Origin of the sequence: Cupriavidus consociatus, from assembly GCF_017814975.1 — a bacterium.
In the GTDB taxonomy this organism is placed as follows: domain Bacteria; phylum Pseudomonadota; class Gammaproteobacteria; order Burkholderiales; family Burkholderiaceae; genus Cupriavidus; species Cupriavidus consociatus.
In genome coordinates, this window is record NZ_JAGIQA010000030.1 from 60,981 (window position 1) to 86,501 (window position 25,521).

At 66.7% G+C, this 25,521-nt stretch carries 27 protein-coding genes; 12 read left to right on the top strand and 15 right to left on the bottom strand.

Annotated elements, in window-relative coordinates:
- Positions 1-8: 8 nt before the first annotated feature.
- Positions 9-1,286 (bottom strand): branched-chain amino acid ABC transporter substrate-binding protein, encoded by a 1,278-nt coding sequence (locus J8I82_RS30500; RefSeq protein ID WP_209763268.1) that lies wholly within the window; start codon positions 1,284-1,286, stop codon positions 9-11.
- A gap of 199 nt (positions 1,287-1,485) precedes the next feature.
- Between J8I82_RS30500 and J8I82_RS30505 the strand changes: the two genes are divergently transcribed.
- A complete protein-coding gene (locus tag J8I82_RS30505) occupies positions 1,486-2,019 on the top strand; it encodes a hypothetical protein (protein WP_209763270.1) in 534 nt (177 codons plus the stop codon).
- A 101-nt stretch (positions 2,020-2,120) separates the two neighbouring features.
- On the opposite strand, the gene J8I82_RS30510 is transcribed toward J8I82_RS30505, so the two are convergent.
- From J8I82_RS30510 to J8I82_RS30545, 8 genes are all read right to left on the bottom strand, one after another.
- A complete protein-coding gene (locus tag J8I82_RS30510; RefSeq protein WP_209763272.1) occupies positions 2,121-3,662 on the bottom strand; it encodes a 2-isopropylmalate synthase in 1,542 nt (513 codons plus the stop codon).
- Positions 3,663-3,990: 328 nt separating this feature from the next.
- Entirely contained in the window at positions 3,991-4,494 is a 504-nt protein-coding gene (gene lysM, locus J8I82_RS30515; RefSeq protein ID WP_209763274.1) for a peptidoglycan-binding protein LysM, read from the bottom strand.
- Positions 4,495-4,619: 125 nt separating this feature from the next.
- The gene (gene pssA / locus J8I82_RS30520) at positions 4,620-5,534 is read right to left on the bottom strand and encodes a CDP-diacylglycerol--serine O-phosphatidyltransferase (protein WP_209763275.1); all 915 of its coding nucleotides are present in this window, start codon (positions 5,532-5,534) and stop codon (positions 4,620-4,622) included.
- 42 nt (positions 5,535-5,576) lie between these two features.
- Positions 5,577-6,227: a phosphatidylserine decarboxylase gene (locus tag J8I82_RS30525; protein ID WP_209763276.1), complete on the bottom strand. Its 651-nt coding sequence runs from the start codon at positions 6,225-6,227 to the stop codon at positions 5,577-5,579.
- Positions 6,228-6,482: 255 nt separating this feature from the next.
- On the bottom strand, positions 6,483-7,499 hold the full coding sequence (ilvC, locus tag J8I82_RS30530; protein ID WP_209763277.1) for a ketol-acid reductoisomerase: 1,017 nt from the start codon (positions 7,497-7,499) through the stop codon (positions 6,483-6,485).
- Positions 7,500-7,616: 117 nt separating this feature from the next.
- Positions 7,617-8,108 carry an acetolactate synthase small subunit gene (gene ilvN, locus J8I82_RS30535; RefSeq protein ID WP_012352317.1) on the bottom strand — a complete coding sequence of 164 codons (492 nt, stop codon included), beginning with the start codon at positions 8,106-8,108 and terminating at the stop codon, positions 7,617-7,619.
- The gene (locus tag J8I82_RS30540) at positions 8,108-9,871 is read right to left on the bottom strand and encodes an acetolactate synthase 3 catalytic subunit (RefSeq protein WP_209763278.1); all 1,764 of its coding nucleotides are present in this window, start codon (positions 9,869-9,871) and stop codon (positions 8,108-8,110) included. Before J8I82_RS30540 ends, ilvN begins: the two co-directional genes overlap by 1 nt.
- 1 nt (position 9,872) lies before the next feature.
- Positions 9,873-10,160 carry a hypothetical protein gene (locus J8I82_RS30545; protein WP_209763279.1) on the bottom strand — a complete coding sequence of 96 codons (288 nt, stop codon included), beginning with the start codon at positions 10,158-10,160 and terminating at the stop codon, positions 9,873-9,875.
- 98 nt (positions 10,161-10,258) lie between these two features.
- Here J8I82_RS30545 and J8I82_RS30550 point away from each other — a divergent pair, with 98 nt between their 5' ends.
- The 10 genes from J8I82_RS30550 (at position 10,259) to J8I82_RS30595 (ending at position 17,745) form a co-directional block, all read left to right on the top strand.
- Positions 10,259-10,828: an RNA polymerase sigma factor gene (locus J8I82_RS30550; RefSeq protein WP_209763280.1), complete on the top strand. Its 570-nt coding sequence runs from the start codon at positions 10,259-10,261 to the stop codon at positions 10,826-10,828.
- Positions 10,825-11,256: a DUF3619 family protein gene (locus J8I82_RS30555; RefSeq protein WP_209763281.1), complete on the top strand. Its 432-nt coding sequence runs from the start codon at positions 10,825-10,827 to the stop codon at positions 11,254-11,256. Before J8I82_RS30550 ends, J8I82_RS30555 begins: the two co-directional genes overlap by 4 nt.
- A 1-nt stretch (position 11,257) precedes the next feature.
- The gene (locus J8I82_RS30560) at positions 11,258-12,040 is read left to right on the top strand and encodes a DUF3106 domain-containing protein (RefSeq protein ID WP_209763282.1); all 783 of its coding nucleotides are present in this window, start codon (positions 11,258-11,260) and stop codon (positions 12,038-12,040) included.
- Positions 12,041-12,136: 96 nt separating this feature from the next.
- Positions 12,137-12,676, top strand: coding sequence for an RDD family protein (locus J8I82_RS30565; RefSeq protein WP_209763283.1), 540 nt, complete (start codon positions 12,137-12,139; stop codon positions 12,674-12,676).
- Positions 12,673-13,653, top strand: coding sequence for a lipase family alpha/beta hydrolase (locus tag J8I82_RS30570; protein WP_209763284.1), 981 nt, complete (start codon positions 12,673-12,675; stop codon positions 13,651-13,653). Before J8I82_RS30565 ends, J8I82_RS30570 begins: the two co-directional genes overlap by 4 nt.
- 132 nt (positions 13,654-13,785) lie before the next feature.
- On the top strand, positions 13,786-14,769 hold the full coding sequence (locus J8I82_RS30575; protein WP_209763285.1) for a UDP-2,3-diacylglucosamine diphosphatase: 984 nt from the start codon (positions 13,786-13,788) through the stop codon (positions 14,767-14,769).
- A 57-nt stretch (positions 14,770-14,826) separates the two neighbouring features.
- Positions 14,827-15,939, top strand: a complete 1,113-nt coding sequence (locus tag J8I82_RS30580) for a glycosyltransferase family 4 protein (protein WP_209763286.1) — start codon at positions 14,827-14,829, stop codon at positions 15,937-15,939.
- Positions 15,869-16,351, top strand: a complete 483-nt coding sequence (locus tag J8I82_RS30585; protein WP_084402327.1) for a diacylglycerol kinase — start codon at positions 15,869-15,871, stop codon at positions 16,349-16,351. Before J8I82_RS30580 ends, J8I82_RS30585 begins: the two co-directional genes overlap by 71 nt.
- Before the next feature lie 111 nt (positions 16,352-16,462).
- Entirely contained in the window at positions 16,463-17,164 is a 702-nt protein-coding gene (locus J8I82_RS30590) for a TetR/AcrR family transcriptional regulator (RefSeq protein ID WP_209763287.1), read from the top strand.
- Entirely contained in the window at positions 17,161-17,745 is a 585-nt protein-coding gene (locus J8I82_RS30595; RefSeq protein WP_209763288.1) for an LOG family protein, read from the top strand. The genes J8I82_RS30590 and J8I82_RS30595 overlap by 4 nt, the downstream gene beginning before the upstream one ends.
- A 24-nt stretch (positions 17,746-17,769) precedes the next feature.
- Here the strand turns inward: J8I82_RS30595 and J8I82_RS30600 are convergent, their stop codons facing one another.
- The 5 genes from J8I82_RS30600 to J8I82_RS30620 all read right to left on the bottom strand — a co-directional run bounded on the left by J8I82_RS30600 (position 17,770) and on the right by J8I82_RS30620 (position 23,426).
- Entirely contained in the window at positions 17,770-18,366 is a 597-nt protein-coding gene (locus tag J8I82_RS30600) for a DUF924 family protein (RefSeq protein WP_209763289.1), read from the bottom strand.
- 44 nt (positions 18,367-18,410) lie between these two features.
- Positions 18,411-18,839: a group II truncated hemoglobin gene (locus J8I82_RS30605; RefSeq protein ID WP_209763290.1), complete on the bottom strand. Its 429-nt coding sequence runs from the start codon at positions 18,837-18,839 to the stop codon at positions 18,411-18,413.
- Positions 18,840-18,864: 25 nt separating this feature from the next.
- The gene (locus J8I82_RS30610; RefSeq protein ID WP_209763291.1) at positions 18,865-21,486 is read right to left on the bottom strand and encodes an ABC transporter permease; all 2,622 of its coding nucleotides are present in this window, start codon (positions 21,484-21,486) and stop codon (positions 18,865-18,867) included.
- A gap of 120 nt (positions 21,487-21,606) precedes the next feature.
- The gene (locus tag J8I82_RS30615; RefSeq protein ID WP_209763292.1) at positions 21,607-22,215 is read right to left on the bottom strand and encodes a DUF4126 domain-containing protein; all 609 of its coding nucleotides are present in this window, start codon (positions 22,213-22,215) and stop codon (positions 21,607-21,609) included.
- Positions 22,216-22,328: 113 nt separating this feature from the next.
- Positions 22,329-23,426 (bottom strand): substrate-binding domain-containing protein, encoded by a 1,098-nt coding sequence (locus tag J8I82_RS30620; RefSeq protein ID WP_209763293.1) that lies wholly within the window; start codon positions 23,424-23,426, stop codon positions 22,329-22,331.
- A gap of 144 nt (positions 23,427-23,570) precedes the next feature.
- Here J8I82_RS30620 and J8I82_RS30625 point away from each other — a divergent pair, with 144 nt between their 5' ends.
- The gene (locus J8I82_RS30625) at positions 23,571-24,416 is read left to right on the top strand and encodes an ABC transporter substrate-binding protein (RefSeq protein WP_209763295.1); all 846 of its coding nucleotides are present in this window, start codon (positions 23,571-23,573) and stop codon (positions 24,414-24,416) included.
- Positions 24,417-24,432: 16 nt separating this feature from the next.
- Here the strand turns inward: J8I82_RS30625 and J8I82_RS30630 are convergent, their stop codons facing one another.
- Positions 24,433-25,380, bottom strand: coding sequence for a LysR substrate-binding domain-containing protein (locus J8I82_RS30630; RefSeq protein WP_063241445.1), 948 nt, complete (start codon positions 25,378-25,380; stop codon positions 24,433-24,435).
- Positions 25,381-25,521: the final 141 nt, after the last annotated feature.

A 25,521-nucleotide genomic window follows, 5' to 3' on the forward strand; every position in this document is an offset into this window, starting at 1 on the left:
GCGCTCCATCAAGGACGCTCCATCCGGCACGTGGTCGGCAGCGTGGTCTGCGCCGCCTTCAGCTTGCGCACGGTGCGGAAGCCGTAGCCCGAGCCCTCGTTGTCGAACCGCACCGAACCGCCCTGCTTGTCCATCACGGACACATAGAGCGGTTGCAGTACCTGGTGGTCCTCCGCGCGGATGGTGGCTTCATGGAAGTCGTTGACGTAGCGCATGTTCTCGAGAGCCCGCGCCACCCTGACCGGGTCGGTGGTGCCCGCCTTCTCGATGGCGCGTGCCAGCATTTCCACCATCATCTGCATGCGCAGATGCACATAGTCGTCCTTCGGCTCGGGATAACGTGCGCGGAACTGCTGGTAAAACGCATCCGAGGCAGCGCCGCCCACGTTCGGGTGCCACTCGGCCACCGCCAGCACGCGGCCGACGCCGGCATCGCCCATCGCCGCGGGGGCGCCCAGGCCGTTGCCGTAGAAGGTGTAGAACTTGGCCTGCAGCCCGCCTTCGCGCGCTGCCTTGACCATCAGGGTCAGGTCGTTGCCCCAGTTGCCGGTGATGACCGCGTCCGCGCCGCTCGCCTTGATCTTGGCGATATAGGGGGCAAAATCCTTGATCTTGCCGATCGGATGGAATTCGTCGCCGACGATCTGGATGTCCGGGCGACGTGCGGCCAGCATCTCGCGCGCCGAGCGGGCCACCTGATGGCCGAAGCTGTAGTCCTGGTCGATCAGGTAGACCTTGCGCACGGACTGGTCCTGCCGGATCACCTCGGTCAGCGCCTGCATGCGCATGTCGGCGCTGGCGTCGAAACGGAAATGCCAGAAGCTGCAGTTCTCGTTCGTCAGGCTGGGATCGACCGCCGAATAGTTCAGGAACAGCACGCGCGCATCGGGCTGGCGCGCATTGTGGCGATTGATGGCAGACACCAGTGCCCCGGCCACGGCCGAACTGTTGCCCTGCAGGACGAAGGGAATGCGCCGGTCGGTCAGGGCGCGGAACTGGATCAGGCTCTCGTCGACATTGCCCTTGCTGTCGAACGTCACCAGCTCGAAGGGCCGCGCGCCCTCCGCGGTCTTGACGCCGCCGCGGGCATTGACGCGCTCGATTGCCAGGCGCAGGTTGCGCGCCACCGCTTCACCCGCATTGGCGAACGGACCCGAAAGACCGTCGATCATTCCCAGCCGGATCGGCTCCTGAGCGGACACGCCAGTCGGCGCAACCACTGCCACTGCCCCTGCCAACAACAACAAGCCCCCTAGCCAACCTCGCAACCGCGCCACACCCTGCATAGTCTCTCCCGGAAAGCGGTGGATGGTACGGCAGCACGCAGGTAGGGCGCAAATGACGGCCGCTTGCGGTGCGCCTGGCGGGCTTGGGGGCGGATCCCGGCATATTGGGCGAAGTAGCAGCAGAAAGCAGCGCCAAGGCCACACATGGCAGGCGCGAGACTACACTCTGGATATCACCAAAGCATTGACCGAGGCCGTCATGAACCCTGCAATCGGCGGCGGTGCCCGCCGGCTCACCCTGGCGCTTGCCGCAGCCATGCTCTGTGCCTGCACCACGCTGATGCCGGTCCAGGAAGGCACCAAGCTGGTCGGCCAACCCAAGGCTGTGGTCCAGGCGAGGTTCGGGCCGCCCACGGACATCTACAACTTGCCCGACGGCACCTCGCGCTGGATCTATTCCCAGCAGCCGATGGGCCAGTACGCCTATGGCGCCGAATTCGACCGCAACGGCAACCTCACAAGCTTCCGCAACATGCTGTCGACGCTGGAGCTGTACAAGGCGCAGGTCGGCACCTGGACCCGGGAGGACGTCGCCGAGCATTTCGGCGTGACTCGGCTGCCGGTCGAGTATTTTCCGCGGATGCGCAATGAGGTCTGGTCCTACCGCTTCCGCCATGAAGACGTATGGCCGTCGCTGTTCCACTTCTATTTCGACGATGCCGGCGTGCTGCGCCGGACCCAGATCACGCCCGACCCGCTCTACGACCCCGATGAAAGATTCCGCCGATGGTAGGCGCACATGAAAAAGCCCGCCATCCCCGGATCGGGAATGGCGGGCTTGGTCCGTACGCTCAGGCCGGGTAAGCCGTCCGCCGTCTAACGCAGAAGCCTTGGTCAGATCTGCGGATTGATCTTCTGCACGGCCTTGTCGTGCAGCTTGTTCAATGCGGCCAGGTAAGCCTTGGCCGATGCGGCGACGATATCCGGGTCGGTGCCCACGCCGTTGACGATGCGGCCGGCCTTGGACAGGCGCACGGTCACTTCGCCCTGGGCCTCGGTGCCGCCGGTGATCGCGTTCACCGAATACAGCACCATCTCGGCACCGCTGGACACGCGCGACTCGATCGCATGCAGCGTGGCATCGACCGGGCCGTTGCCCTCGCCTTCGCCGCTCTGCTCCTTGCCGTCCATGCTGAACACCACGCGCGCATGCGGGCGCTCGCCGGTCTCGGAACGCTGCGACAGCGAGATGAAGCGGAAGTGCTCGTTCGCGTCATGCTGGGCCTCGTTCGAGACGATCGCCATGATGTCTTCGTCGAAGATCTCGGCCTTCTGGTCAGCCAGTTCCTTGAAGCGGGTGAAGGCGGCGTTGACTTCGCTCTCGCTGTCGAGTTCGATGCCGAGTTCCTGCAGGCGCTGCTTGAAGGCATTGCGGCCCGACAGCTTGCCCAGCACGATCTTGTTGGCAGTCCAGCCCACGTCCTCCGCGCGCATGATCTCGTAGGTGTCGCGCGCCTTGAGCACGCCATCCTGGTGGATGCCCGAGGCATGCGCAAAGGCGTTGGCGCCGACCACAGCCTTGTTCGGCTGCACCACGAAACCGGTGATCTGCGATACCAGCTTGGAGGCCGGCACGATCTGCGTGGTGTCCACGCCGACGTCCATGTTGAAGTAGTCGCGGCGGGTCTTCACCGCCATCACCACCTCCTCCAGGCTGGTGTTGCCAGCGCGTTCGCCCAGGCCGTTGATGGTGCACTCGACCTGGCGCGCGCCGCCCAGCTTGACCGCGGCCAGCGAGTTGGCCACGGCCATGCCGAGGTCGTTATGGCAGTGCACCGACCAGATCGCCTTGTCCGAATTGGGGATGCGCTCGCGCACCGAGCGGATCAGCTCCGCATAGCCTTCCGGCACGGCATAGCCGACGGTGTCCGGGAGGTTGATGGTGGTCGCGCCCTCTGCGATCACGCCTTCGAGCACGCGGCACAAGAAGTCCATGTCCGAGCGGCTGCCGTCTTCGGGCGAGAACTCGATATCGTCGGTGAACTGGCGCGCAAAGCGCACTGCCAGGCGGGCCTGCTCATACACCTGGTCCGGCGTCATGCGCAGCTTCTTCTCCATGTGCAGCGCGGAAGTGGCGATGAAGGTGTGGATGCGGAACGAGTTGGCGGGCTTGAGCGCCTCGGCCGCGCGGGCGATGTCCTTGTCGTTGGCGCGGGCCAGCGAGCAGATGGTCGAGTCCTTGACCACCTGCGCGATCGAGCGGATGGCTTCGAAGTCGCCATTGGAGCTGGCCGCAAAGCCGGCCTCGATCACATCGACCCTCAGGCGTTCCAGCTGGCGCGCGATGCGGATCTTTTCCTCGCGGGTCATGGAAGCGCCGGGCGACTGCTCGCCGTCACGCAAGGTGGTGTCGAAAATGATGAGTTTGTCAGACATTTTGTGGAGCTCCTGAGTAGCTTCTGCTGTGCTGTCCCCGGCATGCTGTGTCCGGGGCTTACCGCCTGTTCCGCGCTCCACGGCTGTGGAATGCAAAACGCCCCGGCGTGCACGAGCAGGCCGGGGCGTTGGTGTTCCTTACGGATTCCGCGCTAAGGGTAGCGTTATCCTCAGCGCGCGCGCGTCCCGACCTGATGGCCTAGTAGGCCACCTAGGGTGGTGCGGGCGAGTAGGACTTGGCGCGAAATCATGGAAGCGACTATAGCCGGTTTGGCGCGCACGTGCAATACAGGGTTTTGCCGCACGCGCCCGCGGATCTGTGCGTGCCTCAACCCTTGGGCGGGATGCGCAGCTTCTGGCCGGGGTAGATCTTGTCCGGATGCGACAGCATCGGCTTGTTGGCCTCGAAGATCTTGTTGTACTCGGCGCCGTTGCCGTAGGCGGCCTGCGCGATCGCCCACAGCGTATCGCCCTTGACCACGGTATGCCATTGCGACTCGGCCGATTCGACATTGACCGACATCTTGTCCTCGACCTTGTCCACGCCTTCGACGTTGCCGGCGCACAGGATGATCTTCTCGCGCGTGGCCTGGTCCGGCGCCACGCCGAACACCGTCACCAGACCCTGCGAGCCATCCACCTGCACCATCAGTCCGGTGGCATCGAGCCCCATCTTCTTGATGTACGCCTCGATCGCATCGCCGGCGGCACGGTTGGCGGCATCGACCTTCTCGGCCGATGCATCCGCCGCCGCGGCCTGCTGCGCCGCCTTGGCCTCGCCGGTGCCGAACAGCTTTTCCCCCGCTTCCTTGATGAAGTCGAACATGCCCATGACATCCTCCTGACGGTAAGTGGAAAACACTGCAGAGTGCCACGGCCGGTGGCCGCGGCGTGAAAACAATTGTGAAAGCGGAAAAGCACGAAGGGCGCCGTAGCGCCCTTCCCTGCCTGCAACAATCAGCCGTTGCCGCCGTTTCCGCCATTGCCGCTTTCGCGCGCCTTGCGGACGCCACCCGGCTGCCCGTGCAGGGCACGCCAGCCCCACAGCACGTAGCCCGAGATCGCGTAGGCGACGAACAGCCCGAACAGCGCCACCGGCGGGTCGGTCGACACCACCACGAACAGCACCAGGACCAGCACCATCATGCCGAACGGCACGCGGTAGCGGACATCCAGCGCCTTGCCGCTGTAGAACGGCGCGTTGGACACCATTGACAGGCCCGCGTACAGCGTGATGCCGAACGCAACCCACGGCATCCACAGTTCCTTGACCGGCAGCTTGTTGTCGATCACCAGCCAGACAAAGCCGGCGACCAGTGCCGCGGCAGCCGGGCTTGGCAAACCCTGGAAAAAGCGCTTGTCGACCACGCCGATATTGGCGTTGAAGCGCGCCAGCCGCAGCGCCGCGCAGGTGCAGTAGACAAAGGCTGCGATCCAGCCCCATTTGCCGAGGTCATGCAGGATCCATTCGTACATCACCAGCGCCGGCGCGACGCCGAACGAGGTCATGTCCGACAGCGAGTCATACTGCTCGCCGAACGCGCTCTGCGTATTGGTGATGCGCGCCACGCGCCCATCCATGCCATCAAGCACCATGGCCGCGAAGATCGCGATAGCGGCCACGTCGAAGCGCATGTTCATCGCCTGCACGATGGCGAAGAAGCCGGCGAACAACGCTGCGGTGGTGAACGCATTGGGCAGCAGGTAGATGCCGCGGCGGCGCGGCCGCTGGCGCTCGTAGGCGATGTCGTGGTCGTCCGCGGCATCGTCGTCATAGTCCTCGGCGCCGCGCAGCTGGTTATGGCGGAACGGGCGCAGGTGCGTCACGTTGCCGCTGCTGCCCCGCTTGTTACGTCGATGGAAGGCAACCATCGCAGTCCTCCTGTCTTGCTGTCGTCCTGGTCAGGCCTTCGCTCACTTCACGTCGAGTTCGGCGAGGATCGTCGACGACGCCGACACCTTCTCGCCAATGGTCACGCGCGGGCGCGCGTCGAGCGGCAGGTACACGTCCACGCGCGAGCCGAAACGGATGAAGCCATAGCGCTGGCCGCGCGCGAGCTTGTCGCCGACCTTGGTGTAGCAGAGGATACGGCGTGCCACCAGGCCGGCCACCTGCACCAGCGTGACCACCTGGCCGTCGGTCGCGCGACGGATGACCACGGCATTGCGCTCGTTCTCGACCGAAGCCTTGTCGAGGTCGGCGTTGACGAACTTGCCCGGAAAATATTCGACCTTCTCGACCGCGCCGTCGACCGACACGCGGTTCGAATGCACGTTGAAGACGTTCATGAAGACACTGATCTTCAGCGCCTCGCGATTGGCGTACGGATCCATGGTCTTTTCGACCACGACGATGCGGCCGTCGGCCGGCGCCAGCACCGCGTTGGGCGCCGACGGGATCGGGCGCGGCGGATCGCGGAAGAACTGCAGCACGAACACCGTGATGATCCACAGCGGCAGCGCCCACCAGAAGCCCGCGCTGGCGTGCACCAGCAGCGAAATGACAAAGGCGCCGGCCAGGAACGGCCAGCCTTCACGGGCGATCAGCGGATGAGGATAGTTCATGCAGTACGAGATTCGGTGGAGTCAGAACCAGGGCGAGGCGGTGCGGCGGCGGAGATATCCGCCGGGGCGGCGCTTGCCAGCTCAATGTCGCGGAGCAGCATCAGGCGCACGCCTTGCCCGAAAAGTTCGACAAGGATAACAAAAAGCCGTTCAGGTCCCGGCAATCCCCTTCCGATGATAGAAGGGCAAGGCACGGAACGCTGAACGGCTTCGGCCCGCCGCCGTGCGGCGCGGGCCATCAGGCAGCGCTACAGCTTAGTTCTTCGACTGGTCGACCATCTTGTTCTTGGCGATCCACGGCATCATCGCGCGCAGCTTCTCGCCCACCACTTCGATCTGGTGCTCGGCGTTCAGGCGGCGGCGCGAGATCAGGGTCGGGGCGCCGGCCTTGTTCTCCAGCAGGAAGCTCTTGGCGTACTCGCCGGTCTGGATGTCGGTCAGGCACTGCTTCATCGCCTTCTTGGTCTCTTCGGTCACCACACGCGGGCCGGTGACGTACTCACCATATTCCGCGTTGTTGGAGATCGAGTAGTTCATGTTGGCGATGCCGCCTTCGTAGATCAGGTCGACGATCAGCTTCAGCTCGTGCAGGCACTCGAAGTAGGCCATTTCCGGCGCATAGCCGGCTTCCACCAGCGTCTCGAAGCCAGCCTTGATCAGCTCGACGGTGCCGCCGCACAGCACGGCCTGCTCGCCGAACAGGTCGGTTTCGGTTTCTTCGCGGAAGTTGGTCTCGATGATGCCGGCACGGCCGCCGCCGTTGGCGGTGGCGTACGACAGGGCGATGTCACGGGCGGCGCCGGACTTGTTCTGGTGCACGGCGATCAGGTGCGGCACGCCGCCACCTTGCGTGTAGGTGGCGCGCACGGTGTGGCCCGGGGCCTTCGGCGCGATCATGATCACGTCCAGGTCGGCGCGCGGGATCACGGCACCGTAGTGCACGTTGAAGCCGTGGGCGAAGGCCAGCGCTGCGCCTTCCTTGATGTTAGCGTGCACTTCGTTCTTGTACACGTCGGCGATCTGCTCGTCCGGCAGCAGGATCATGACCACGTCGGCGCCCTTGACTGCCTCGGCCACTTCCTTGACTTGCAGGCCGGCGTTGGCGGCCTTGTTCCACGACGCGCCGCTCTTGCGCAGGCCGACCGTCACGTTGACGCCCGAATCCTTCAGGTTCAGCGCGTGGGCGTGGCCCTGCGAGCCATAACCGATGATGGTGACGTTCTTGCCCTTGATCAGCGAGAGGTCGGCGTCCTTGTCGTAAAACACTTTCATGATAAATCCTTCAATCTCTGTCTTTTATATGAGGGGGGCGGCATCCTCGTGCGCATTGTGTGCGCACGGATCGCGCCGCCCGGGGATACTGCTTGAACCTGTGCGAGCGGCGCTGGATCAGACCTTCAGGATGCGCTCGCCGCGGCCGATGCCCGAGCCGCCGGTACGGACGGTCTCCAGGATGGCGGTACGGTCGATCGCGTCCAGGAACGCATCGAGCTTGACGCCGTTGCCGGTCAGCTCGATGGTGTAGGTCTTCTCGGTGACATCGATGATGCGGCCGCGGAAGATGTCGGCGGTGCGCTTCATTTCTTCACGCTCCTTGCCGACCGCGCGCACCTTGACGAGCATCAGCTCGCGCTCGATGTGCGCGCCTTCGGTCAGGTCGACCACCTTGACCACTTCCACCAGACGGTTCAGGTGCTTGGTGATCTGCTCGATCACGTCATCCGAACCGGTGGTGACGATGGTCATGCGCGACAGCGAGGAGTCCTCGGTGGGCGCCACGGTCAGCGTCTCGATGTTGTAGCCGCGGGCCGAGAACAGGCCCACCACGCGCGACAGCGCACCGGCTTCGTTTTCCAGCAGGACCGAAATGATGTGTCGCATTACAGGTCCTCCGCGCCGAGCAGCATTTCGGAAATGCCCTTGCCCGCCTGGACCATCGGCCAGACGTTTTCGGTGGGATCGGTCTGGAAGTCCAGGAACACGGTACGGTCCTTCAGGCGGAACGCCTCGCGCAGCGCGGGCTCGACGTCGGACGTCTTCTCGACGCGCATGCCGATATGCCCGTAGGCCTCGGCCAGCTTGACGAAATCGGGCAGCGCGTCCATGTAGGAATGCGAGTAGCGGTTGTCATACTCGATCTCCTGCCACTGGCGCACCATGCCGAGGTAGCCGTTGTTGAGCGAGCAGATCTTCACCGGGGTGTCGTACTGCAGGCAGGTGGACAGTTCCTGGATGCACATCTGGATCGAGCCTTCACCGGTGATGGTGACGACTTCCTTCTCCGGGAATGCCTTCTTGATGCCCATTGCATACGGCAGGCCCACGCCCATCGTGCCCAGGCCGCCGGAGTTGATCCAGCGGCGCGGCTCGTCGAACTTGTAGAACTGCGCGGCCCACATCTGGTGCTGGCCGACGTCGGAGCAGATGAAAGCGTCGCCGTGGGTCAGTTCCCAGATCTTTTCCACCACGTACTGCGGCTTGATGATCTCGGAGCTGCGGTCGTACTTCAGGCAGTCGACCGAGCGCCATTGCTCGATCTGCTCCCACCACTTGGCCAGGGCTTCGCGCTTGGGCTTGACGTCGCTGGCCTTGAGCTGGGCGATCAGTTCCTGCAGCACGTCCTTGACGTTGCCGACGATGGGAATATCGACCTTGACGCGCTTCGAGATCGACGACGGGTCGATATCGATATGGATGATCTTGCGCGCCTGCGAGGTGAAGTGCGACGGGTTGCCGATCACGCGGTCGTCGAAGCGGGCACCGATGGCGATCAGCACGTCGCAGTTCTGCATGGCCATGTTGGCTTCATACGTGCCGTGCATGCCGAGCATGCCGACGAACTGCTTGTGGGTGCCGGGGAACGCGCCCAGGCCCATCAGCGTGTTGGTCACCGGGTGGCCGGTCATCGCCGCCAGCTGGCGCAGTTCATCGCTGGCATTGGCCAGCACCACGCCGCCGCCGCTGTAGATGTACGGACGCTCGGCGTTCTGCAGCAGCGCCACCGCCTTGCGGATCTGGCCCGAGTGACCCTTGTTCACCGGGTTGTACGAGCGCATGTCGATCGACTTGGGGTACTCGTACTTGCAGGCGTTGCGCGAGACATCCTTGGGGATGTCCACCACCACCGGGCCCGGACGGCCGGTCGAGGCAATGAAGAACGCCTTCTTGATGGTCGCAGCGAGGTCGCGCACGTCCTTCACCAGGAAGTTGTGCTTGACGATCGGACGGGTAATGCCGACGGTGTCGCACTCCTGGAAGGCGTCCTGGCCAATGGCGTGGGTCGGCACGTTGCCGGTGATCACGACCATCGGGATCGAGTCGAGGTACGCGGTGGCAATGCCGGTGACGGCATTGGTCACGCCGGGACCGGAGGTCACCAGGGCAACGCCCACCTTGCCGGTTGCGCGCGCATAGCCGTCCGCGGCATGGACCGCGGCCTGCTCGTGTCGCACCAGGATGTGCTCGAACTTCTTTTGCTTGTGGAGCTCGTCGTAGATATACAGCACTGCGCCGCCGGGGTAGCCCCAGACGTACTCGACGCCTTCTTCGGCAAGTGCGTGAACGAGGATTTCCGCTCCGATCATTTCGGGTGCGGCAGATGAATTGCTGTCTGCGTGGGAGAATTCCGCGCTGGGCATGTTCATTTCAGTCCTTTGCAATTTTCGGCAAAAAATTGTTTGGATGCTCTCTGCCGAACTTGTGGCTCGGGTTCAAGCGGTGCGCGTCTGCATGGAAGACCGCCTCATAAGCGGCCGGATGAGACAACCACTGATGTCGTGTGAACCGTCGATGATACTGCAATGCACCAGCGCGGTCTATGGTTGTTTTGCGCCCGTTTATCAGGGTTTTACGGGGGCGGATGACGGTTTCCCCGCCGCGCAATGTATTCTCCTCCATACAAAGTGGTACATGCGCAGGTTTTTTTGCTAGCATCGCAGCACCTTGCGCGTGCTACGGGTCCTACGCAGCACATTCGCAAGCCGAGCAATCGCCGCCGCAACAAGCTGCACACCAAGCCGCATTCCGCCTGAATGGCCACCGACCAGGAACTGACCGATTTTCTCGCCAGCGTCGAACGCCGCGCCTTCAAGCAGGCCGTGTTCGCGGTCCGCGACGACGAGGCGGCACTGGATATCGTGCAGGACGCGATGATCAAGCTGGCAGAGAAGTATGGCGACAAAAGCGCCGCCGAGTTGCCGCCGCTGTTCCAGCGCATCCTGCAGAACACCATCCACGACTGGTTCCGCCGCCAGAAGGTGCGCAACACCTGGGTCACGCTGTTCTCCAGCCTGCGCGACGACCGCGACGGCGGCGACGACAATGACCTGCTGGAGACACTGGAGGCGCAGGCCGGCTCCGAATCAGCGGAAAGCAGCGCTGACAAGGTGGAGCGCGCGCAGGTGATGCACATCATCGAGCAGGAGATCCAGCGCCTGCCGGCGCGTCAACGCGAGGCATTCCTGATGCGTTACTGGGAAGATATGGACGTCGCCGAAACTGCAGCCGTCATGGGCTGCTCCGAGGGCAGCGTCAAGACGCACTGTTCCCGTGCCACGCATACCCTGGCGCAAGCCCTGCGCGCACGGGGAGTCCGACTATGAGCATAAACGAGAGAGATATCCGCGAACGCCGGTTCGCGCATGAGATTTGCACGGCGCTCGATGCGAGTGCCGATGCGTTGCCGGCCGACATTGCCGAACGGCTCGCCGCCGCGCGCCGGATTGCGCTCGCGCGCAAGAAGGCAGAAGCGGCCGTGCCGGTGCCGCAATTCGCCATGCCGGGACCGCACGTCCCGATGTTCGACGAGGACGACTCGCCGCTGCACCGCGCCGGTGCGTGGCTGCGCCGCCTGGGCCTGGTCTGGACGCTGGTGGCCCTGGCCGCCGGCCTGATGGGCATCTATCACTGGCAGCAGCAGAAGCGTGTCGAAGAACTGGCCGATGTCGATGCGGCCATGCTGCTCGACGACCTGCCGCCCACGGCCTACGCCGACGAGGGCTTCCACGTCTTCCTGAAACGCGGGCAATAGCATGGCGCCCGCACTGTCCCGCCCCGACGCCCTGCGCCGCCGGCTGGCCGCGTTGCTGCTGGCCGTGTCCGGCGCCGCCGCCGGCTGGAGCCTGCTGCCGGCCGCCGCGCACGCACAAGCCGCTTCCGGCACCGCGCCGGCACACGCGGCAGCCAGCGCGCGCCCGGCGTGGTCCGAACTGAGCCCGGTGAACCAGCGCATCCTGGCGCCGCTGCAGCCGCTGTGGGACACCCTGCCCGAACTGAACCGCCGCAAGTGGCTGCGCATCGCCGAGCGCTACCCGAAGTTCTCGCCGGAGGAAGAGGCACGGCTGCAGGCGCGCATGACCGAATGGGTCAAGATGACGCCACAGCAACGGCGCCTGGCGCGCGAGAACTACCAGATCACCCGCGCGCTGCCGGCCGAGAAGAAGGCCGAGGCCTGGGACAAGTACCAGCAACTGCCGGAAGAGCAGAAGAAGAAGCTGGCCGCCGCGGAGCGCGTGCCCAGCCGGCCCGGCGCCGTCAGCGCGCTGCCGAGCACCAGGCGCCTGCCAGGCGGCACCAGCCACGCGGTTCGGCACGAGCCGAGGGCCGCCGGCGCGGCCGGCAAGGCAGCCAGCGAAGCCCAGGCCGCTTCTGCCGTGGCGGCGTCGCCGGCAACGGCATCCGCACCGGCTGCGCTGCCGCTCCCCGCAGCCAACCCGGCCAGCGCCCCGACTGCGGCGGCCGCCAGCACAGCAACGTCCGCCCCGGAACCCGCTACCGAGGCCGCCGCGGCCTCCGAAGGCACGGCGCGCCAGTAGTCGCCCGCCCGACTGGTGGCCGGCATGCCCTTTGGCATAATGGCTGTCTTGCGCGGCCCGCGCCGCGCCCGCTTGCGCCGCCCTTCTTCGCCTGACATGCCCGCTGCCACCACCCTCGACCCCAAGCCCGCCGCGGCCCCCGCACGCGTGGCACCGCCGCTGCGCCGTCGTCTTGCCTGCATGCTCTACGAAGGCGTACTGCTGTTCGGCGTGCTGAGCGCCTCCACGGCCTGCTACCTGCTGCTGCGTCCGCTGCTGCGGCATGCCGGCATTGACGGTCCGCTGACGATCCAGCTGTGGAGCTTCGTGGTGATGGGCCTGTATTTCACATGGTTCTGGCAGCGCAACGGCCAGACCCTGGCCATGCAGACCTGGCGCATCCGTGTCGAGAACGCCGCGGGCGCGCCGCCGCGCTGGCCGCAGGCGGCGCTGCGCTACGTGCTGGCCTGGCTATGGCTGCCGCCATCGGCGGCGCTCGGGCACTGGCTGGGGCTGGTCAAGGGTCCCTTTGTCGGCGTGCTGTGCGCCGGCCTGCTGGTCTGGATCCTGCTGGCCTGGCTCGACCCGCGCCGGCAGTTCCTGCACGACCGCCTCGCCGGCACACGGCTCGCGGACCTGCGCACGCCCAAGGCATGACGCTCGGCGCCGCCGGCATCCGCCGCCTGGCGGTGACCGCGCAGGCCGCCGCGGCGCTTGGCATCGGCGCCGCCCTGGTGCGGCTGGCGGGATGGCCCTGGCCAGGCGCGATCGCCGCCGGCGTGGCAGCCATTCTCGGCGGCTTCGCAGCAGGCATCGCCATTGCCTTCGCCTTTACCGGGCGAGGGCTCTGGGTGGCGTCAGGCCATCGCCCGCCCGCACCGCCGCAAGAACTTGCTGCGACCCGCCGCCCGCTGCGCCTGCCCGAAGCGCTGCGCTGCTACCTGAACGAGATCCGGTCCGTGCTGCGCATGTTCGACTGGCTGCAGCCATTCCGCGCCCGCGCGCCCTTTGCCCCGCCCGCCGCCGCCTTGCCCGGCCGCGACGCACCGCCGGTGTTGCTGGTCCACGGCTACGCCTGCGGGCAGGCAATCTGGCTCGACATGCAGCCCGCGCTGGCGGCCGCGGGCTACCGCTGCGAAGGGATCGACCTGCTGCCGGTCTTCGGCGATATCGACGACTACGCGCACGCGCTGCTGGGCGCGATGCGGCGTGTGACCGCGGCATATGGCCGTGCGCCATTGCTGGTGTGCCACAGCATGGGCGGGCTGGTGGCACGCGCGGCGCTGCGGCTGGCTGGCGACGAAGACATCTGCGCCGGCATCGTGACCCTCGGCACCCCGCACCATGGCAGCGCGCTGGCGCGCTTCGGCGGCGGGCACAACGCCGCGCAGATGCGCTGCGGCAGCCCGTGGCTGCGCGCGCTTGCCAGCGCGGAAAGCCCGCGCCTGCGCGCCCGCATGATCTCGGTGTTCAGCTGGCACGACTCGATCGCCGGGCCGCCCTGCACCGGCTGGCTCGATGGTGCCGGACATATCGCGCTGTCTGGCATCGGCCATGTGTCGCTGCTGCGGCATCCCGCGGCGATCCGGGCGGTGCTGGATGCACTGGCGGAGCTGTCGGCACGCGGACGCTAGCCGACATCGACGGCAGCGCCGCTGTCCCGCTTGCGCCACGGTTTCCCACGCTTCACAAGTCAGTCATGTTTCCGTCACGGCGCCGTCATCGCGCGCTGGCTGAATGCAGCCATCGCCGCTACCGGGACTGCCATGGTGCAAGCACTCCGATCCGCCCGCGGATACCTGTCGAAGGCCGCGCAACTGAAGCAACGGCTGCGCCGCAGCTCCGGCAACGGCTGGGATACCGCGGCACCGCTGAGCGCGTTCCTGCCGCCGGGCCTTGACGCCGCCGCACTCGCGCCGCTGCGCGAGCAGCCGGACACCTATCCGCCCGAGCCGCACCAGGTCCACCGCTATCGCGCCATCTGGCTGTCCGACATCCACCTGGGCACGCCCGGCTGCCAGGCCAAGTACCTGCTCGACTTCCTCAAGCACAACGAATCCGACCAGCTCTACCTGGTCGGCGACATCATCGACGGCTGGCAGCTGCGCCGCGGCTGGTACTGGCCGCAAAGCCACAACGACGTGGTGCAGAAACTGCTGCGCAAGGCGCGCAAGGGCACCGAGGTGATCTACGTGCCCGGCAACCACGACGAAGCCGCGCGCCAGTTCGACGGCATGGCGTTCGGCGACATCACGGTGCGCGAAGAGGCGGTCCACGTCACCGCCACCGGACGCCGGCTGTGGGTGGTGCATGGCGACCTGTTCGACGGCGTGGTGCAGCATGCGCGCTGGCTCGCGTACCTGGGCGACTCGCTGTACACGATGATCCTGGCGCTGAACCGGCACTTCAACCGGCTGCGTGCGCGCCTGGGCTTCCCGTACTGGTCGCTGTCGCAGTTCCTGAAGCACCAGGTCAAGAACGCGGTCAGCTACATCGGCGCCTTCGAGACCGCGATGGTCGACGAAGCGCGCCGGCGCGGCTGCGATGGCGTGGTCTGCGGCCACATCCACAAGGCCGAGATCCGCGAAGTCAACGGCCAGCTCTACTGCAATGACGGCGACTGGGTGGAAAGCCTGTCGGCGCTGGTCGAGACCATGGAAGGCGAGCTGAAGATCATTTACTGGACCACGCTGCTGGATCCGCCCGAACCCGCCACCCGGCGGCGGCGCCGCGCCGCGGTGGCGGGCTGATACGGGCCCGCCAACCCTGAATCCGCATTGCCCTTCCAACGCCCCCTAGGAGGCTGCATGAAGATCCTGATCGTCACCGATGCCTGGGAACCGCAGGTCAACGGCGTGGTGCGCACGCTCAAGTCCACACGCCGCGAGCTGGAGGCACTGGGCCACACGGTCGACATGATCACGCCGCTGGAATTCCGCACGGTGCCGTGCCCCACCTACCCCGAGATCCGGCTGTCGCTGTTGCCGTCGGCGCGGGTGCGGCGGCGCATCGAAGCTTTCTGCCCCGATGCCCTGCATATCGCCACCGAAGGCCCGCTCGGCCTGGCCGCGCGAAGCCACGCGCTGCACCGGCGCCTGCCCTTCACCACGGCCTACCACACGCGTTTTCCGGAGTATGTGCAGGCGCGCTTCGGCATCCCGCTGGCCTGGACCTACCGCTTCCTGCGCTGGTTCCACGGCCCGGCGCAGTCGGTGATGGCACCGACTCCGGTGGTACTCGATGACCTGCACCAGCACGGCATCGACCACGGCGTGCTGTGGACGCGCGGCGTCGATCTCGACATCTTCACGCCGCAGCGCGCCAACGTGCTCAACACGGCGCACCCGATCTTCCTGTACGTGGGCCGCGTCGCGGTGGAAAAGAACGTCGAGGCCTTCCTGGCGCTCGACCTGCCCGGCTCCAAGTGGGTGGTCGGCGACGGTCCCGCGCTTCCCGCGCTGCGCGCGCGCTATCCGGGCGCCAACTACCTGGGCGTGCTGAGCCAGCCAGAACTGGCCCGGGTGTATGCTTCGGCTGATGTCTTCGTGTTCCCCAGCCGCACCGACACCTTCGGGCTGGTGCTGCTGGAAGCGCTGGCCAGCGGCCTGCCGGTGGCGGCGTACCCGGTCACCGGCCCGATCGACGTGCTGGGCGACAGCCCCGCGGGCGTGATGCACGAAGACCTGCGCGAAGCCTGCCTGGAAGCGCTGCGCATCGACCGCGCCACGGCCCGCGCCCATGCCGAGCGGTTTTCATGGCGCGCCGCCTCCGAGCAGTTCCTGGCCCACTTGCGGCCGTTCGCTGCCGGCAAGCCCGGCGGCGCGGCGGCCCAACCCGCATCGCAAAGCCATGCCGAAACCCCATCCGGAACTGCCGTCCGACCCGCCCCTGCAGAGGCCGCCGGCAGCCCAGAGCGCTGACTACACGATCGAGCAGAACCCTCACAAAGGCAACCGCGGCCTGGCACGCGCCTGGCACGCCGCTATCAACTCGCTGTCCGGCCTGCGCTACGCGGTGCTGGAGGAAAGCGCGTTCCGCCAGGAGCTGACGCTGGTGGCGATCCTGGCGCCATGCGCCTTCCTGCTGCCGGTGGGGGTGGTCGAACGCATCCTGCTGCTCGGCACGCTGCTGGTGGTGCTGATCGTGGAACTGCTCAACTCCAGCGTCGAGGCGGCCATCGACCGGATCTCGCTGGAACGCCACAGCCTGTCCAAGCGCGCCAAGGATTTCGGCAGCGCCGCGGTGATGCTGGCGCTGGTGCTCTGCGGCGGCACCTGGCTGGCCATTGCCGGGCCCCATGTGGTGCACTGGGTGCGGGCGCTGGCGGGCTGATTTCCGGGCGAGGTACGAGCCGGGGGCCCGCCGGGCCGTGGCGCGGGCCGATTGCTTATAATCGCTACCCTGCCACGATTCACCGATCGACCCATCGCCCGGACGCCGCCCATGGAACCGAAACCGCAAACCGGCCCCCGCCGCACCAGGGACCGCATCCTCGACGTCTCGCTGCGCCTGTTCAACGAAGTCGGCGAACCGAACGTCACCACCACGACGATCGCGGAAGCGATGGAGATCAGCCCAGGCAATCTCTACTACCACTTCCGCAACAAGGACGACATCATCAACTCCATCTTCGTGCGCTTCGAGCAGGAGATGGAGCGCCGCCTGAAGATGCCGGACGACCACAAGGCTACCCTGGACGAAAGCTGGGGCTACCTGCAGTACATGTCCGAGTTCCTGTGGAACTACCGCTTCCTGTATCGCGACATCAACGACCTGCTGGCGCGCAACCGGATGCTGGAGACCAACTTCAAGCGCATCGTCGAGCAGAAGCAGCGCTTCGCGCACGAGATCTGCCGGCAGTTCCTGGAAGACGGCGAGATGGAAGCCACGCCCGAGCAGGTCGAGGCGATCTGCACCAACATGGTGGTGATCGCCACCTACTGGCTGTCGTTCCAGTTCGTGCAGCATCCGCGCCAGTACAACGATCCCGAGCAGATCCGCGGCTACCTGCACGGCTCGAGCTACCACATCTTCTCGATCCTCGCGCCCTACCTGCGCGGCCGCGCGCGCGAGGCGTTCGATCAGCTGGCCCGCGACTACGCGGCGTCCAAGGCAGCCGCCGAGGCGGCAAAGGAAAAGAAGTGAAATCTGTCTGCGTCTATTGCGGCTCCAGCCCCGGCAACCGCCCCGAATATGCCGAAGGCGCGCGCCTGCTCGGCCGCACGCTGGCCGAGCGCGGCCTGGCGCTGGTCTACGGCGGCGGCAAGGTCGGGCTGATGGGCACCGTGGCCGACGCGGTGCTGGAACACGGCGGCACCGTCATCGGCATCATCCCGGAAGCGCTGATGCAGAAGGAAGTCGGCCACCGCGGCCTGACCGAGCTGCACGTGGTGCGCAACATGCACGAGCGCAAGCAGATGATGGCCGACCGTGCCGATGCCTTTATCGCCATGCCCGGCGGCGTGGGCACCTTCGAAGAGCTGTTCGAGACCTTCACCTGGCTGCAGCTGGGCTATCACGACAAGCCGGTGGGACTGCTCAATGTCGGCGGCTTCTATGACGGCATGCTGGGTTTCCTTGGCCATGCCGTCCAGGAAGGTTTCCTGAAGCGGATGCATGCCGACCTGCTGCACATAGCGGACCTGCCCGGCACGCTGCTGGACCAGCTGGCCGCCGCGCCGCGCGTGCGCGTCGACAAGTGGCAGCAGGCCCGCGACAAGACCTGAGGCCCGGCGCGGATTCCGCCGCGCCTAGAACGACGAGCCCGGCTGCTGCAGGAACGCCAGTTCCTCCGCCGTGCTCGGCCTGCCCAGCACCGCGTTGCGGTGCGGGAAGCGGCCAAAGCGCGCGATGATCTCGCGGTGTTTGTCGGCCCACTCCACCACATCCACCTTGCCGCCGCTGGACTCGCGCAGCTGCGTCATCAGCCGCACCGCCTCGTGCTGGTCTTCCAGCGCTTCCGAATGCTCGAACGGCATATAGCAGAACATGCGGTGGTAGTCCGTTGGCAGCGCCCGATCCATGCCCGTGGCGACGATGCGCTTGGCCAGCGCCAGCGCCTGCGCATCGGTGCCGAAGCTGCGCGGGTCGTTGCGGAACATGTTGCGCGGGAACTGGTCCAGCAGCACCACGCGGGCGCAGGCGCCTGCGGGCGTGACCGACCAGTTGTCCGGCGCGCCCTCGCTGGCGACCTGCCAGTCGGACAGGAAGTGCGTGCGGATGCGGGCGTCGAACTCATCCGACTTGGTGAACCATGCCCGGCGCTCGGTATTCCAGGCCGCTGAACCAGGCTGGTCAAACCAGAAATCGAGCACGCGACAGGCAGCTTCAGGCAGTTGCACGGACATGGCGGTTGGATTTTTTTTGACAGTAAAAAGGGCGTTAAGGCGCCTCAGCGCGCCACGTTGCGCATCCAGTCGGCGGTCTGGAAGAACGCCTGCATCAGGCGCAGCTGCAGGTCCTCGGGCAGGCCGATGTCCTGCATCGCCAGTGCCATGCAGCGCATCCACTGGTCGCGCTCGCTGACGCCGATCTCGAACGGCATGTGGCGCGCACGCAGGCGCGGATGGCCGAAGCGCTCGATAAAGTGGTTGGGGCCGCCCAGCCAGCCGCACAGGAACCAGTACAGCTTGTCGCGCGAGCCTTCCAGCGAAGGCGGATGGATCGCGCGCAGCCCGGCAAACTGGGTTTCCAGGTCCATCAGGTCATAGAAGCGGTCGACCAGCTCGCGCACGCGCGCCTCGCCGCCGACGAGTTCGAACGCGGTGACCTCGGGGGTGCCGTCGGCGTTGCCGGATTGTTGATTGGATTCAGTACTCATCACACACTCGGGTACGCGGCGCCGCTCAGGCGTCACGCAAGGTCGCCAGCGCCGGCTGGCGCAGCACTTCGCGCAGGCCCAGCCAGCCGCCGGCAAAAGCGCACAGCATGCCAGAAACCACGCCGACCGGCACGATCCACGCGTTGAAGCGGTAGGGGAAATCGAAAACGAACTGCGACAGTCCCCAACCCACCGCGATCGCTCCGAGGCTGGCCAGCAATCCTGCCAGGCCGCCCACCACGAGGAATTCGGCGTATTGCGTCTGCCGCACCAGCGCCGCCGACGCCCCCAGCGCCTTGAGCAGGCCGGCGTCGCGCATGCGCTCGTCGCGCGCGCCGGACAGCGCCGCGTACAGCACCGTGACCCCGGCCGCCAGCGTGAAGATAAACAGGAACTCGACCGCCGCGATCACCTGGTCCAGGATGTCCTGGATCTGGCGCAGGATCATGTCGGTGTTGACCACCGTGATGTTGGGGAAGGCCGCGATCAGCCGGTTACCCAGCGGCGCACTGGCCGCCGGTAGGTGGAACGAGGTGATGTAGGTCTCGGGCATGCCCTGCATCGCCGACGGCGGCAGGATCACGAAGAAATTGACCCGCATCGAGCCCCAGTCGAGCTTGCGCAGCGAGGTCACGCGCGCCTGCACCGCCTGGCCTGCCACGTCAAAGCGCAGCGTGTCGCCAAGGTGGATCCCCAGCGTCTTGGCGATGCCCTCCTCCACCGAAGCACCCGCCTCGGCGCCGGCGCTGCCGTCCGACCACCGCCCGGCGATCACGCGGTTGCCCTCCGGCAGGACATCGGTATAAGACAGGTTGAATTCGCGCTCGACCAGGTTGCGCGCGCGGCCTTCCTCGAAGCTGCCGGCCTGGATCGCGCGCTCGCCGATATGGGTCAGGCGCCCGCGCACCATCGGATAAAGCAGGTCGTTGATACCCGCGCCGGCCAGCATCTTGCGCAGCGGCTCGCGCTGGTCGGGCTGGATATTGATGATGAAGCGGTTGGGCGCGTCGGCCGGCGTGGCGCTGCGCCAGGAATCGACCAGGTCGTTGCGGGTCATGCCGAGCAGCAGCAGCGCCATCAGCCCCACCGCCAGCGCCACGGTCTGCAGCACGGTGACGCCGCGGCGGCGCTCCAGCACCGCCAGGGCAAAGCGCCAGCCCATCGAAGCGGCCCCGCGCAGGCGTCCGCGCAGCAGGCGCGACAGCAGCGTGAGCAGCCCCAGCGCCAGCAAGCCGAACACCACGCCGGCGCCGACGAAGCCGCCCGCGGTGGTCAGCCCCAGCCGCAGGTCGCGCGCCGCCACCAGCAGCAGCGCGACGAAGGCACCCAGGCCGAGCGCGTACGCGACCCACGCCGATACCGGCGGCAGCCCGATATCGCGGCGCAGCACCCGCAGCGGCGCCACGCGCGTCAGCGCCAGCAGCGGCGGCAGCGCAAACCCCGTCAGCAGCACCAGTCCCGCCAGCACACCCACCAACGCCGGCAACGCCGACGGCTGCGGCAGCGACACCTTGAGGAGCCCGCCCAGCGACAGCAGCAGCCCGTAGTGCGCCGCGTAGCCGATCAGCACGCCGGCCAGCGCACCAGCCGCGCCGATCAGCAGGAATTCCAGCCCGAATGCGCGCAGGATCTGCCCGCGCGACAGCCCCAGGCACTTGTAGACCGCGCAGGCATCGGTATGGCGCTGCATGTAGCGGCGCGCCGACATCGCAATCGCCACCGCCGCGATCATCGACGACAGCACCGCCACCAGCGACAGGAAGCGCTCGGCCCGGTCGAGCGTCGCGCGCATCTGCGGCTGGCCGGATTCAAGCGACTCGACGCGGGTGTTGCGCAGCTTGCGGCTGCCGATTTCCTCTTGCGCCCATTTCTGGTACGCGGCACCGGCGCCGTCTGGGCCGGCCACCAGCAGCCGGTAGGTCACGCGGCTGCCCCAGCCGACCAGGCCGGTGCTTTCAAGGTCCGACAGTGGCATCAGCACGCGCGGTGCGAAGTTCATGAAGCCCGTGCCGCGGTCCATCTCCTGCGTGATGATGCGGTCGATGCGGAAAGTGCGGCTGCCGAGCTGCAGCGCGTCGCCTACGCTCACACCGAGAGCGCCCAGCAGCGCTTCGTCGACCCATACCGTGCCCGGGGCGGGAATGCCTTCGGCGGGCGCGTCCGGCGTGCCCGGCGTGCTGGTCACCCTGAGCTTGCCGCGCAACGGATAGCCGTCGGTCACCGCCTTGAGCGCGGCCAGCTGGCTGGGCGCATCGGCGCCGGCGGGGCGCGGCTTGCCGCTGGCCGTGGCCATGCTCGGAAAGGTCACCGTCTGCGCCACCGCCAGTCCCTGCTGGCCGGCACGCTGTGCGAAGGCGGCATCGAACGGCTGGTCCGAGACCAGCAGCACGTCGGCGGCAATCATTTGCCGCGCATCGCGCTCCAGCCCCAGCCGCATGCGGTCGGCCATGAAGCCAACGCTGGACAGCGCCGCCACCGCCAGCACCAGCGCGAACAGCAACAGGTAAAGCTCGCCGGCGAGCCAGTCGCGGCGTGCCATGCGCAACGCCTGGCGCCAGGCGGAAAACCTGCCCGCTTGCGCGGCGCTCGCGCTGGCGGCGGGACTGGCGTTGGTGGTCGGGGCGTCGATGGCGGACTCGGGGGGCATCGGTGGTTCGGTGTCTTCGGTTATTTGTTCGGTTATTTGTTCGGCTATTGCGTGGCGCCGGCGCGCCTCGGTTCAGTCGGAAAGCCGGTCAGGGATACGGTTCGGCGCGAACGCAAAGCACTACGGAGGTCCCTGCCGCCCCGGCCGCGCGCTGCTGCCGCGCAGCGTGGCATGCACCCGGCGCAAGCCGCGCCACAACTTGGGCAACAGCCAGACCGCGACAACCAGGAACAGGACCAGCACGACCAGGAATACCACTGGCAGGAAGAACGCCAGCATCAGGCTGCCGGTCGCGGTCAGGTCCTCGGTGAATGAGGCCGTCCAGTTGGAAAACGGTTCCGGCGAGACGTTGATCAGCGCGCGCGTACCGGCCTTGGCCGCATGCGCGGTGCCGGCGAGCGTGCCGCCGATCAGGCCGGCTGCCACTACCCAATGCGGATCGAGCTGCCCAAACGCGGCGGCCGCCAGGATTGCACCGGCGGGGATGCGCACGAAGGTATGGATGCCGTCCCAGACCGAGTCGAACCCCGGCACCTTGTCGGCAACGAACTCGGCCACGGCCAGCACTGCGGCAATGCCGATTACCCACCAGGATTCCAGCGGCTGCAGCCCGGGTGGCAGTTCCAGCCAGCCCAGGCGTGCCAGTACGCCGGCAGCGAACACGGCGAGGTAGAGGCGAAAACCGCTGGCCCAGGACATGCCCGCGGCCAGCGCGGCGGTTTCCAGCATGTTGCTCCTTGCAAGGCCGGGCGCGCGCGGAGCACGCCCTGGCAAGGAGTGTAATACGACCGGGGCGGGCGGGCAGCGTGCCCACCCTCCCGCCGCCCTCCGCAAGCCGCCGCTCAGCTGCCTTCCTTGCCATCCGGCCCGAACCAGGGCAGCGCCTCCTGCGGCGTCAGCACGCCGGCCGGCTCCGCCATGGCGTAGCCAGGTAGCGCTTCGATGCGTTTGGCAAAGGCCGGATCGGCCAGCAAGGCCATCAGCGCCGCCAGCCAGCCGGCGGTCTGGTCGTTCTTGCGCAGCGCCAGGTAATAGGCCTCGCGCGTCAGCGGCACGAAGGCCAGGCCGTGGCTTTCGGCATTCATGCGCAAGCCGAAGCCGACCTGGGCGCGGCCGCCATGCACCGCTTCAGCCACCTTCTCGTTGCTGAACTCGGTTTCGTCATAGCCGGCGATCTGGTCAGGGTAAAGACCCTGCGCCGCCAGCAGCTGGTCGAACAGCATGCGCGTGCCCGAACTGCGCTGGCGGTTGACGAAACCCGCCTGCGTGCGCACCAGGTCGCGCAGGTCGCGGATCTCGCGCGCCAGCTCCGGCGCCACGATCAGCCCCTGCTCGCGCCACGCCAGGCGCAGCAGCCGCACCGACGCCGGCCGCAGCCACTTGCGCAGGGTCACATGCGCCACCGACCCCGCCGTCTGTATTGGAGAAACATAGAAGCCCGCCAGCTCCGACTGCCGCTCCTGCAGGCAGACCAGCCCTTCTACGCTGCTGCAGAAGACGGTGTCGAGCTGCAGCGGCGTGGCCGCCTCCCCAAGCGCTGTGGCCAGCAGTTCCACCGCCGGATCATGGCTGCCGGTGAAATGCACGCTGGATTGCGGCTGCTGCGCATCGTCAAGCTCGGCGATGAAATCCGCCATGGCCTTCTGCACCACCGGTTCGACCGACTCGCGCAGGCGCAGCTCGGCGCGCAACAGTCTCTCGCCAAAACGCGTCAGCGACGCGCCGCGGCCGCGCTCCATGTCGAGCATGGTGCGCCCCAGCATCTCCTCCCACGTTCGCATTACGCCCCATGCATGGCGATACGACAAACCGATCTCGCGCGCGGCCCGGTGCAGCGAGCCGGTCTCGCGCACTGCCTTGAGCAGCTGGAACACCTTGTCGTTGGCGCGCGGATTGTCGTCGGGCGCGATGACGGGGAACAAGTCAAAGCGAAAGCTCATATGTTCTCCGCCTCATATTTACTTGGGAAAACTTGCTGAACCACAATGAACACCCCATGTTTCTTGTCTTTCGACGCATTCTCCCTGAGACCATTGTCGAAAGGCAATTATGTCCATAAAAACATAATTTAGAAGGATCCCATCATGCAGCCGCGCCACACCTCCAGCCCGTTCCGCCGCCTGCGCCGCATTGCCGCTGTTGCCTGCCTCGCCCTGATGTCGGCCGCACACGCCGGCGAACTGAAGCTCGCCACCACCACCAGCACCGAGAACTCCGGCCTGTTGAAGTACTTGCTGCCGCGCTTCGAGCAGAAGTCCGGCGTCACCGTCAAGGTGATCGCCGTCGGCTCCGGCAAGGCGATGAAAATGGGAGAGATGGGCGACGTCGACGTGCTGCTGGTCCACGCCCGCAAGATGGAAGACGCCTTCGTCGCCGCCGGCTACGGCGTCAACCGGCGCGACGTGATGTACAACGACTTCATCGTGGTCGGCCCGGCCAGCGACCCGGCCGGCCTGAAGGGCGGCAAGGACGTGCTCGCCGGCTTTCGCAAGCTCGCCGGCAGCGGCAGCAAGTTCATCTCGCGCGGCGACAACTCCGGCACCGACGTGATGGAGAAGGAGTACTGGAAAGAGATCGGCATCGAGCCCAAGGGCAAGCCGTGGTATGTCAGCGCGGGGCTGGGCATGGGCGAGGTATTGACCATGTCCGCGCAGATGCCGGGTTACACGCTGTCAGACCGCGCCACCTACGGCGCCTACCGCGCCAAGACCGGCCTGGCCATCGCCATCGAGGGCGACCCGAAGATGTTCAACCCGTACGGGATCATCGCGGTCAATCCGACCAGGCATGCGGGCACCAACTATGCGGATGCGATGAAGCTGGTGGAGTGGATCACGTCGAAGGAAGGGCAGGACGCGATCGCCGGGTACAAGGTGGAAGGGGAACAGCTGTTCTTCCCGAACCACAAGTCGCAGACCGCGCAGAAGTAAGACGCCGGCGGGGGCATCACCCTGCCTCCGCCTCCAGCCGCGGCAGTTGCGGCAGGTCTGCGGCCACCTCCGCGATCATCCGCCGGATCCACATGATGTCCGGCGCCGCATGGCAGCGCTCGTGCCACAGCTGGTAGAAGCGCATGCGCGGGAACGATACCGGCGACGGCACCATGCGGATCGGCAGGTATTGCGCATAGTGCGCCGCGAACTGGCGGCCGGTGGTGAAGACCATGTCGGTCTTCATCAGCACATACGGCACCAGCCCGAAGTACGGCAGCGTCACCTGGATATTGCGCTTGTAGCCCTGCTCGGCGAGCGCCTGGTCGATCATGCTGCGCTGCATCGATGCGTACGGCGCGGGCGCCAGGTGCGGCATTTCCAGGTAGTGCTTGAGCGTCAGCCCCTTGCGCGCCAGCGGGTGCTGCGCGCCCAGCATGCACACCACCTCGTCGTCGAACAGCGGCGAGATATGCAGGTGTTCCGGCGGCGACAGCCAGTTGCCGACCACGATATCCAGCTGGCCCTGTTCCAGGTCGTCCAGGAAGTCCGACGACGATGTCATCGGATGGACGAACAGCTTGGCGCCCGGCGCCAGCCGGCGCACGCGCTCGACGATATTGGGCAGGAAGAAGGCGTCAAGATAGTCCGGCGCGCCCAGGTGGAAGGTGCGCGTGGTGGTGGCCGGGTCGAATTGCTGCGGCGGGCGGGCAATGCGGTCCATCGCCGCGAGGCTTTGCTCGGCCAGCGCCAGCAGCTCGCGGCCACGCTCGGTCGGCACCATGCCGTTTTTGCCCCGCACCAGAATGGCGTCGCCGGTGATCTCGCGCAGGCGCTTCAGGGTGTTGCTGATGGCGGGCTGCGACTGGCCCAGGCGCACGGCGGTACGGGTCACGCTCTGCTCGGTCAGCAGGGTGTGGAGCACCCGCAGCAAATAAGTATCGAGATGGTCGCGTCCGTGCATGGCGATGGGCAGCCCTCCGGCGGGGGCCGGATGGGTGGCGTGGGGGATGGGAACGGCGCATAGTGTATGACACGCACCCCACAATCGGTCAAATCCGCATCCCGCTCGGTGCGGCCGGGCACCGACTGGCGTGCCCGCTGA

Bases quoted from the DNA above. Each gene is read 5' to 3' on its own strand.
- J8I82_RS30620 (WP_209763293.1), bottom strand. From the start codon at position 23,426: ATGAGCTTTCGCTTTGACTTGTTCCCCGTCATCGCGCCCGACGACAAT.
- J8I82_RS30505 (WP_209763270.1), top strand. From the start codon at position 1,486: ATGAACCCTGCAATCGGCGGCGGTGCCCGCCGGCTCACCCTGGCGCTT.
- ilvC (WP_209763277.1), bottom strand. From the start codon at position 7,499: ATGAAAGTGTTTTACGACAAGGACGCCGACCTCTCGCTGATCAAGGGC.
- J8I82_RS30600 (WP_209763289.1), bottom strand. From the start codon at position 18,366: ATGTCCGTGCAACTGCCTGAAGCTGCCTGTCGCGTGCTCGATTTCTGG.
- J8I82_RS30605 (WP_209763290.1), bottom strand. From the start codon at position 18,839: ATGAGTACTGAATCCAATCAACAATCCGGCAACGCCGACGGCACCCCC.
- J8I82_RS30585 (WP_084402327.1), top strand. From the start codon at position 15,869: ATGCCGAAACCCCATCCGGAACTGCCGTCCGACCCGCCCCTGCAGAGG.
- ilvN (WP_012352317.1), bottom strand. From the start codon at position 8,108: ATGCGACACATCATTTCGGTCCTGCTGGAAAACGAAGCCGGTGCGCTG.
- J8I82_RS30560 (WP_209763282.1), top strand. From the start codon at position 11,258: ATGGCGCCCGCACTGTCCCGCCCCGACGCCCTGCGCCGCCGGCTGGCC.
- J8I82_RS30510 (WP_209763272.1), bottom strand. From the start codon at position 3,662: ATGTCTGACAAACTCATCATTTTCGACACCACCTTGCGTGACGGCGAG.
- J8I82_RS30545 (WP_209763279.1), bottom strand. From the start codon at position 10,160: ATGCTAGCAAAAAAACCTGCGCATGTACCACTTTGTATGGAGGAGAAT.
- lysM (WP_209763274.1), bottom strand. From the start codon at position 4,494: ATGGGCATGTTCGACTTCATCAAGGAAGCGGGGGAAAAGCTGTTCGGC.
- J8I82_RS30610 (WP_209763291.1), bottom strand. From the start codon at position 21,486: ATGCCCCCCGAGTCCGCCATCGACGCCCCGACCACCAACGCCAGTCCC.
- J8I82_RS30575 (WP_209763285.1), top strand. From the start codon at position 13,786: ATGGTGCAAGCACTCCGATCCGCCCGCGGATACCTGTCGAAGGCCGCG.
- J8I82_RS30570 (WP_209763284.1), top strand. From the start codon at position 12,673: ATGACGCTCGGCGCCGCCGGCATCCGCCGCCTGGCGGTGACCGCGCAG.
- J8I82_RS30550 (WP_209763280.1), top strand. From the start codon at position 10,259: ATGGCCACCGACCAGGAACTGACCGATTTTCTCGCCAGCGTCGAACGC.
- J8I82_RS30615 (WP_209763292.1), bottom strand. From the start codon at position 22,215: ATGCTGGAAACCGCCGCGCTGGCCGCGGGCATGTCCTGGGCCAGCGGT.
- pssA (WP_209763275.1), bottom strand. From the start codon at position 5,534: ATGGTTGCCTTCCATCGACGTAACAAGCGGGGCAGCAGCGGCAACGTG.
- J8I82_RS30555 (WP_209763281.1), top strand. From the start codon at position 10,825: ATGAGCATAAACGAGAGAGATATCCGCGAACGCCGGTTCGCGCATGAG.
- J8I82_RS30630 (WP_063241445.1), bottom strand. From the start codon at position 25,380: ATGCACGGACGCGACCATCTCGATACTTATTTGCTGCGGGTGCTCCAC.
- J8I82_RS30565 (WP_209763283.1), top strand. From the start codon at position 12,137: ATGCCCGCTGCCACCACCCTCGACCCCAAGCCCGCCGCGGCCCCCGCA.
- J8I82_RS30590 (WP_209763287.1), top strand. From the start codon at position 16,463: ATGGAACCGAAACCGCAAACCGGCCCCCGCCGCACCAGGGACCGCATC.
- J8I82_RS30500 (WP_209763268.1), bottom strand. From the start codon at position 1,286: ATGCAGGGTGTGGCGCGGTTGCGAGGTTGGCTAGGGGGCTTGTTGTTG.
- J8I82_RS30540 (WP_209763278.1), bottom strand. From the start codon at position 9,871: ATGAACATGCCCAGCGCGGAATTCTCCCACGCAGACAGCAATTCATCT.
- J8I82_RS30580 (WP_209763286.1), top strand. From the start codon at position 14,827: ATGAAGATCCTGATCGTCACCGATGCCTGGGAACCGCAGGTCAACGGC.
- J8I82_RS30525 (WP_209763276.1), bottom strand. From the start codon at position 6,227: ATGAACTATCCTCATCCGCTGATCGCCCGTGAAGGCTGGCCGTTCCTG.
- J8I82_RS30625 (WP_209763295.1), top strand. From the start codon at position 23,571: ATGCAGCCGCGCCACACCTCCAGCCCGTTCCGCCGCCTGCGCCGCATT.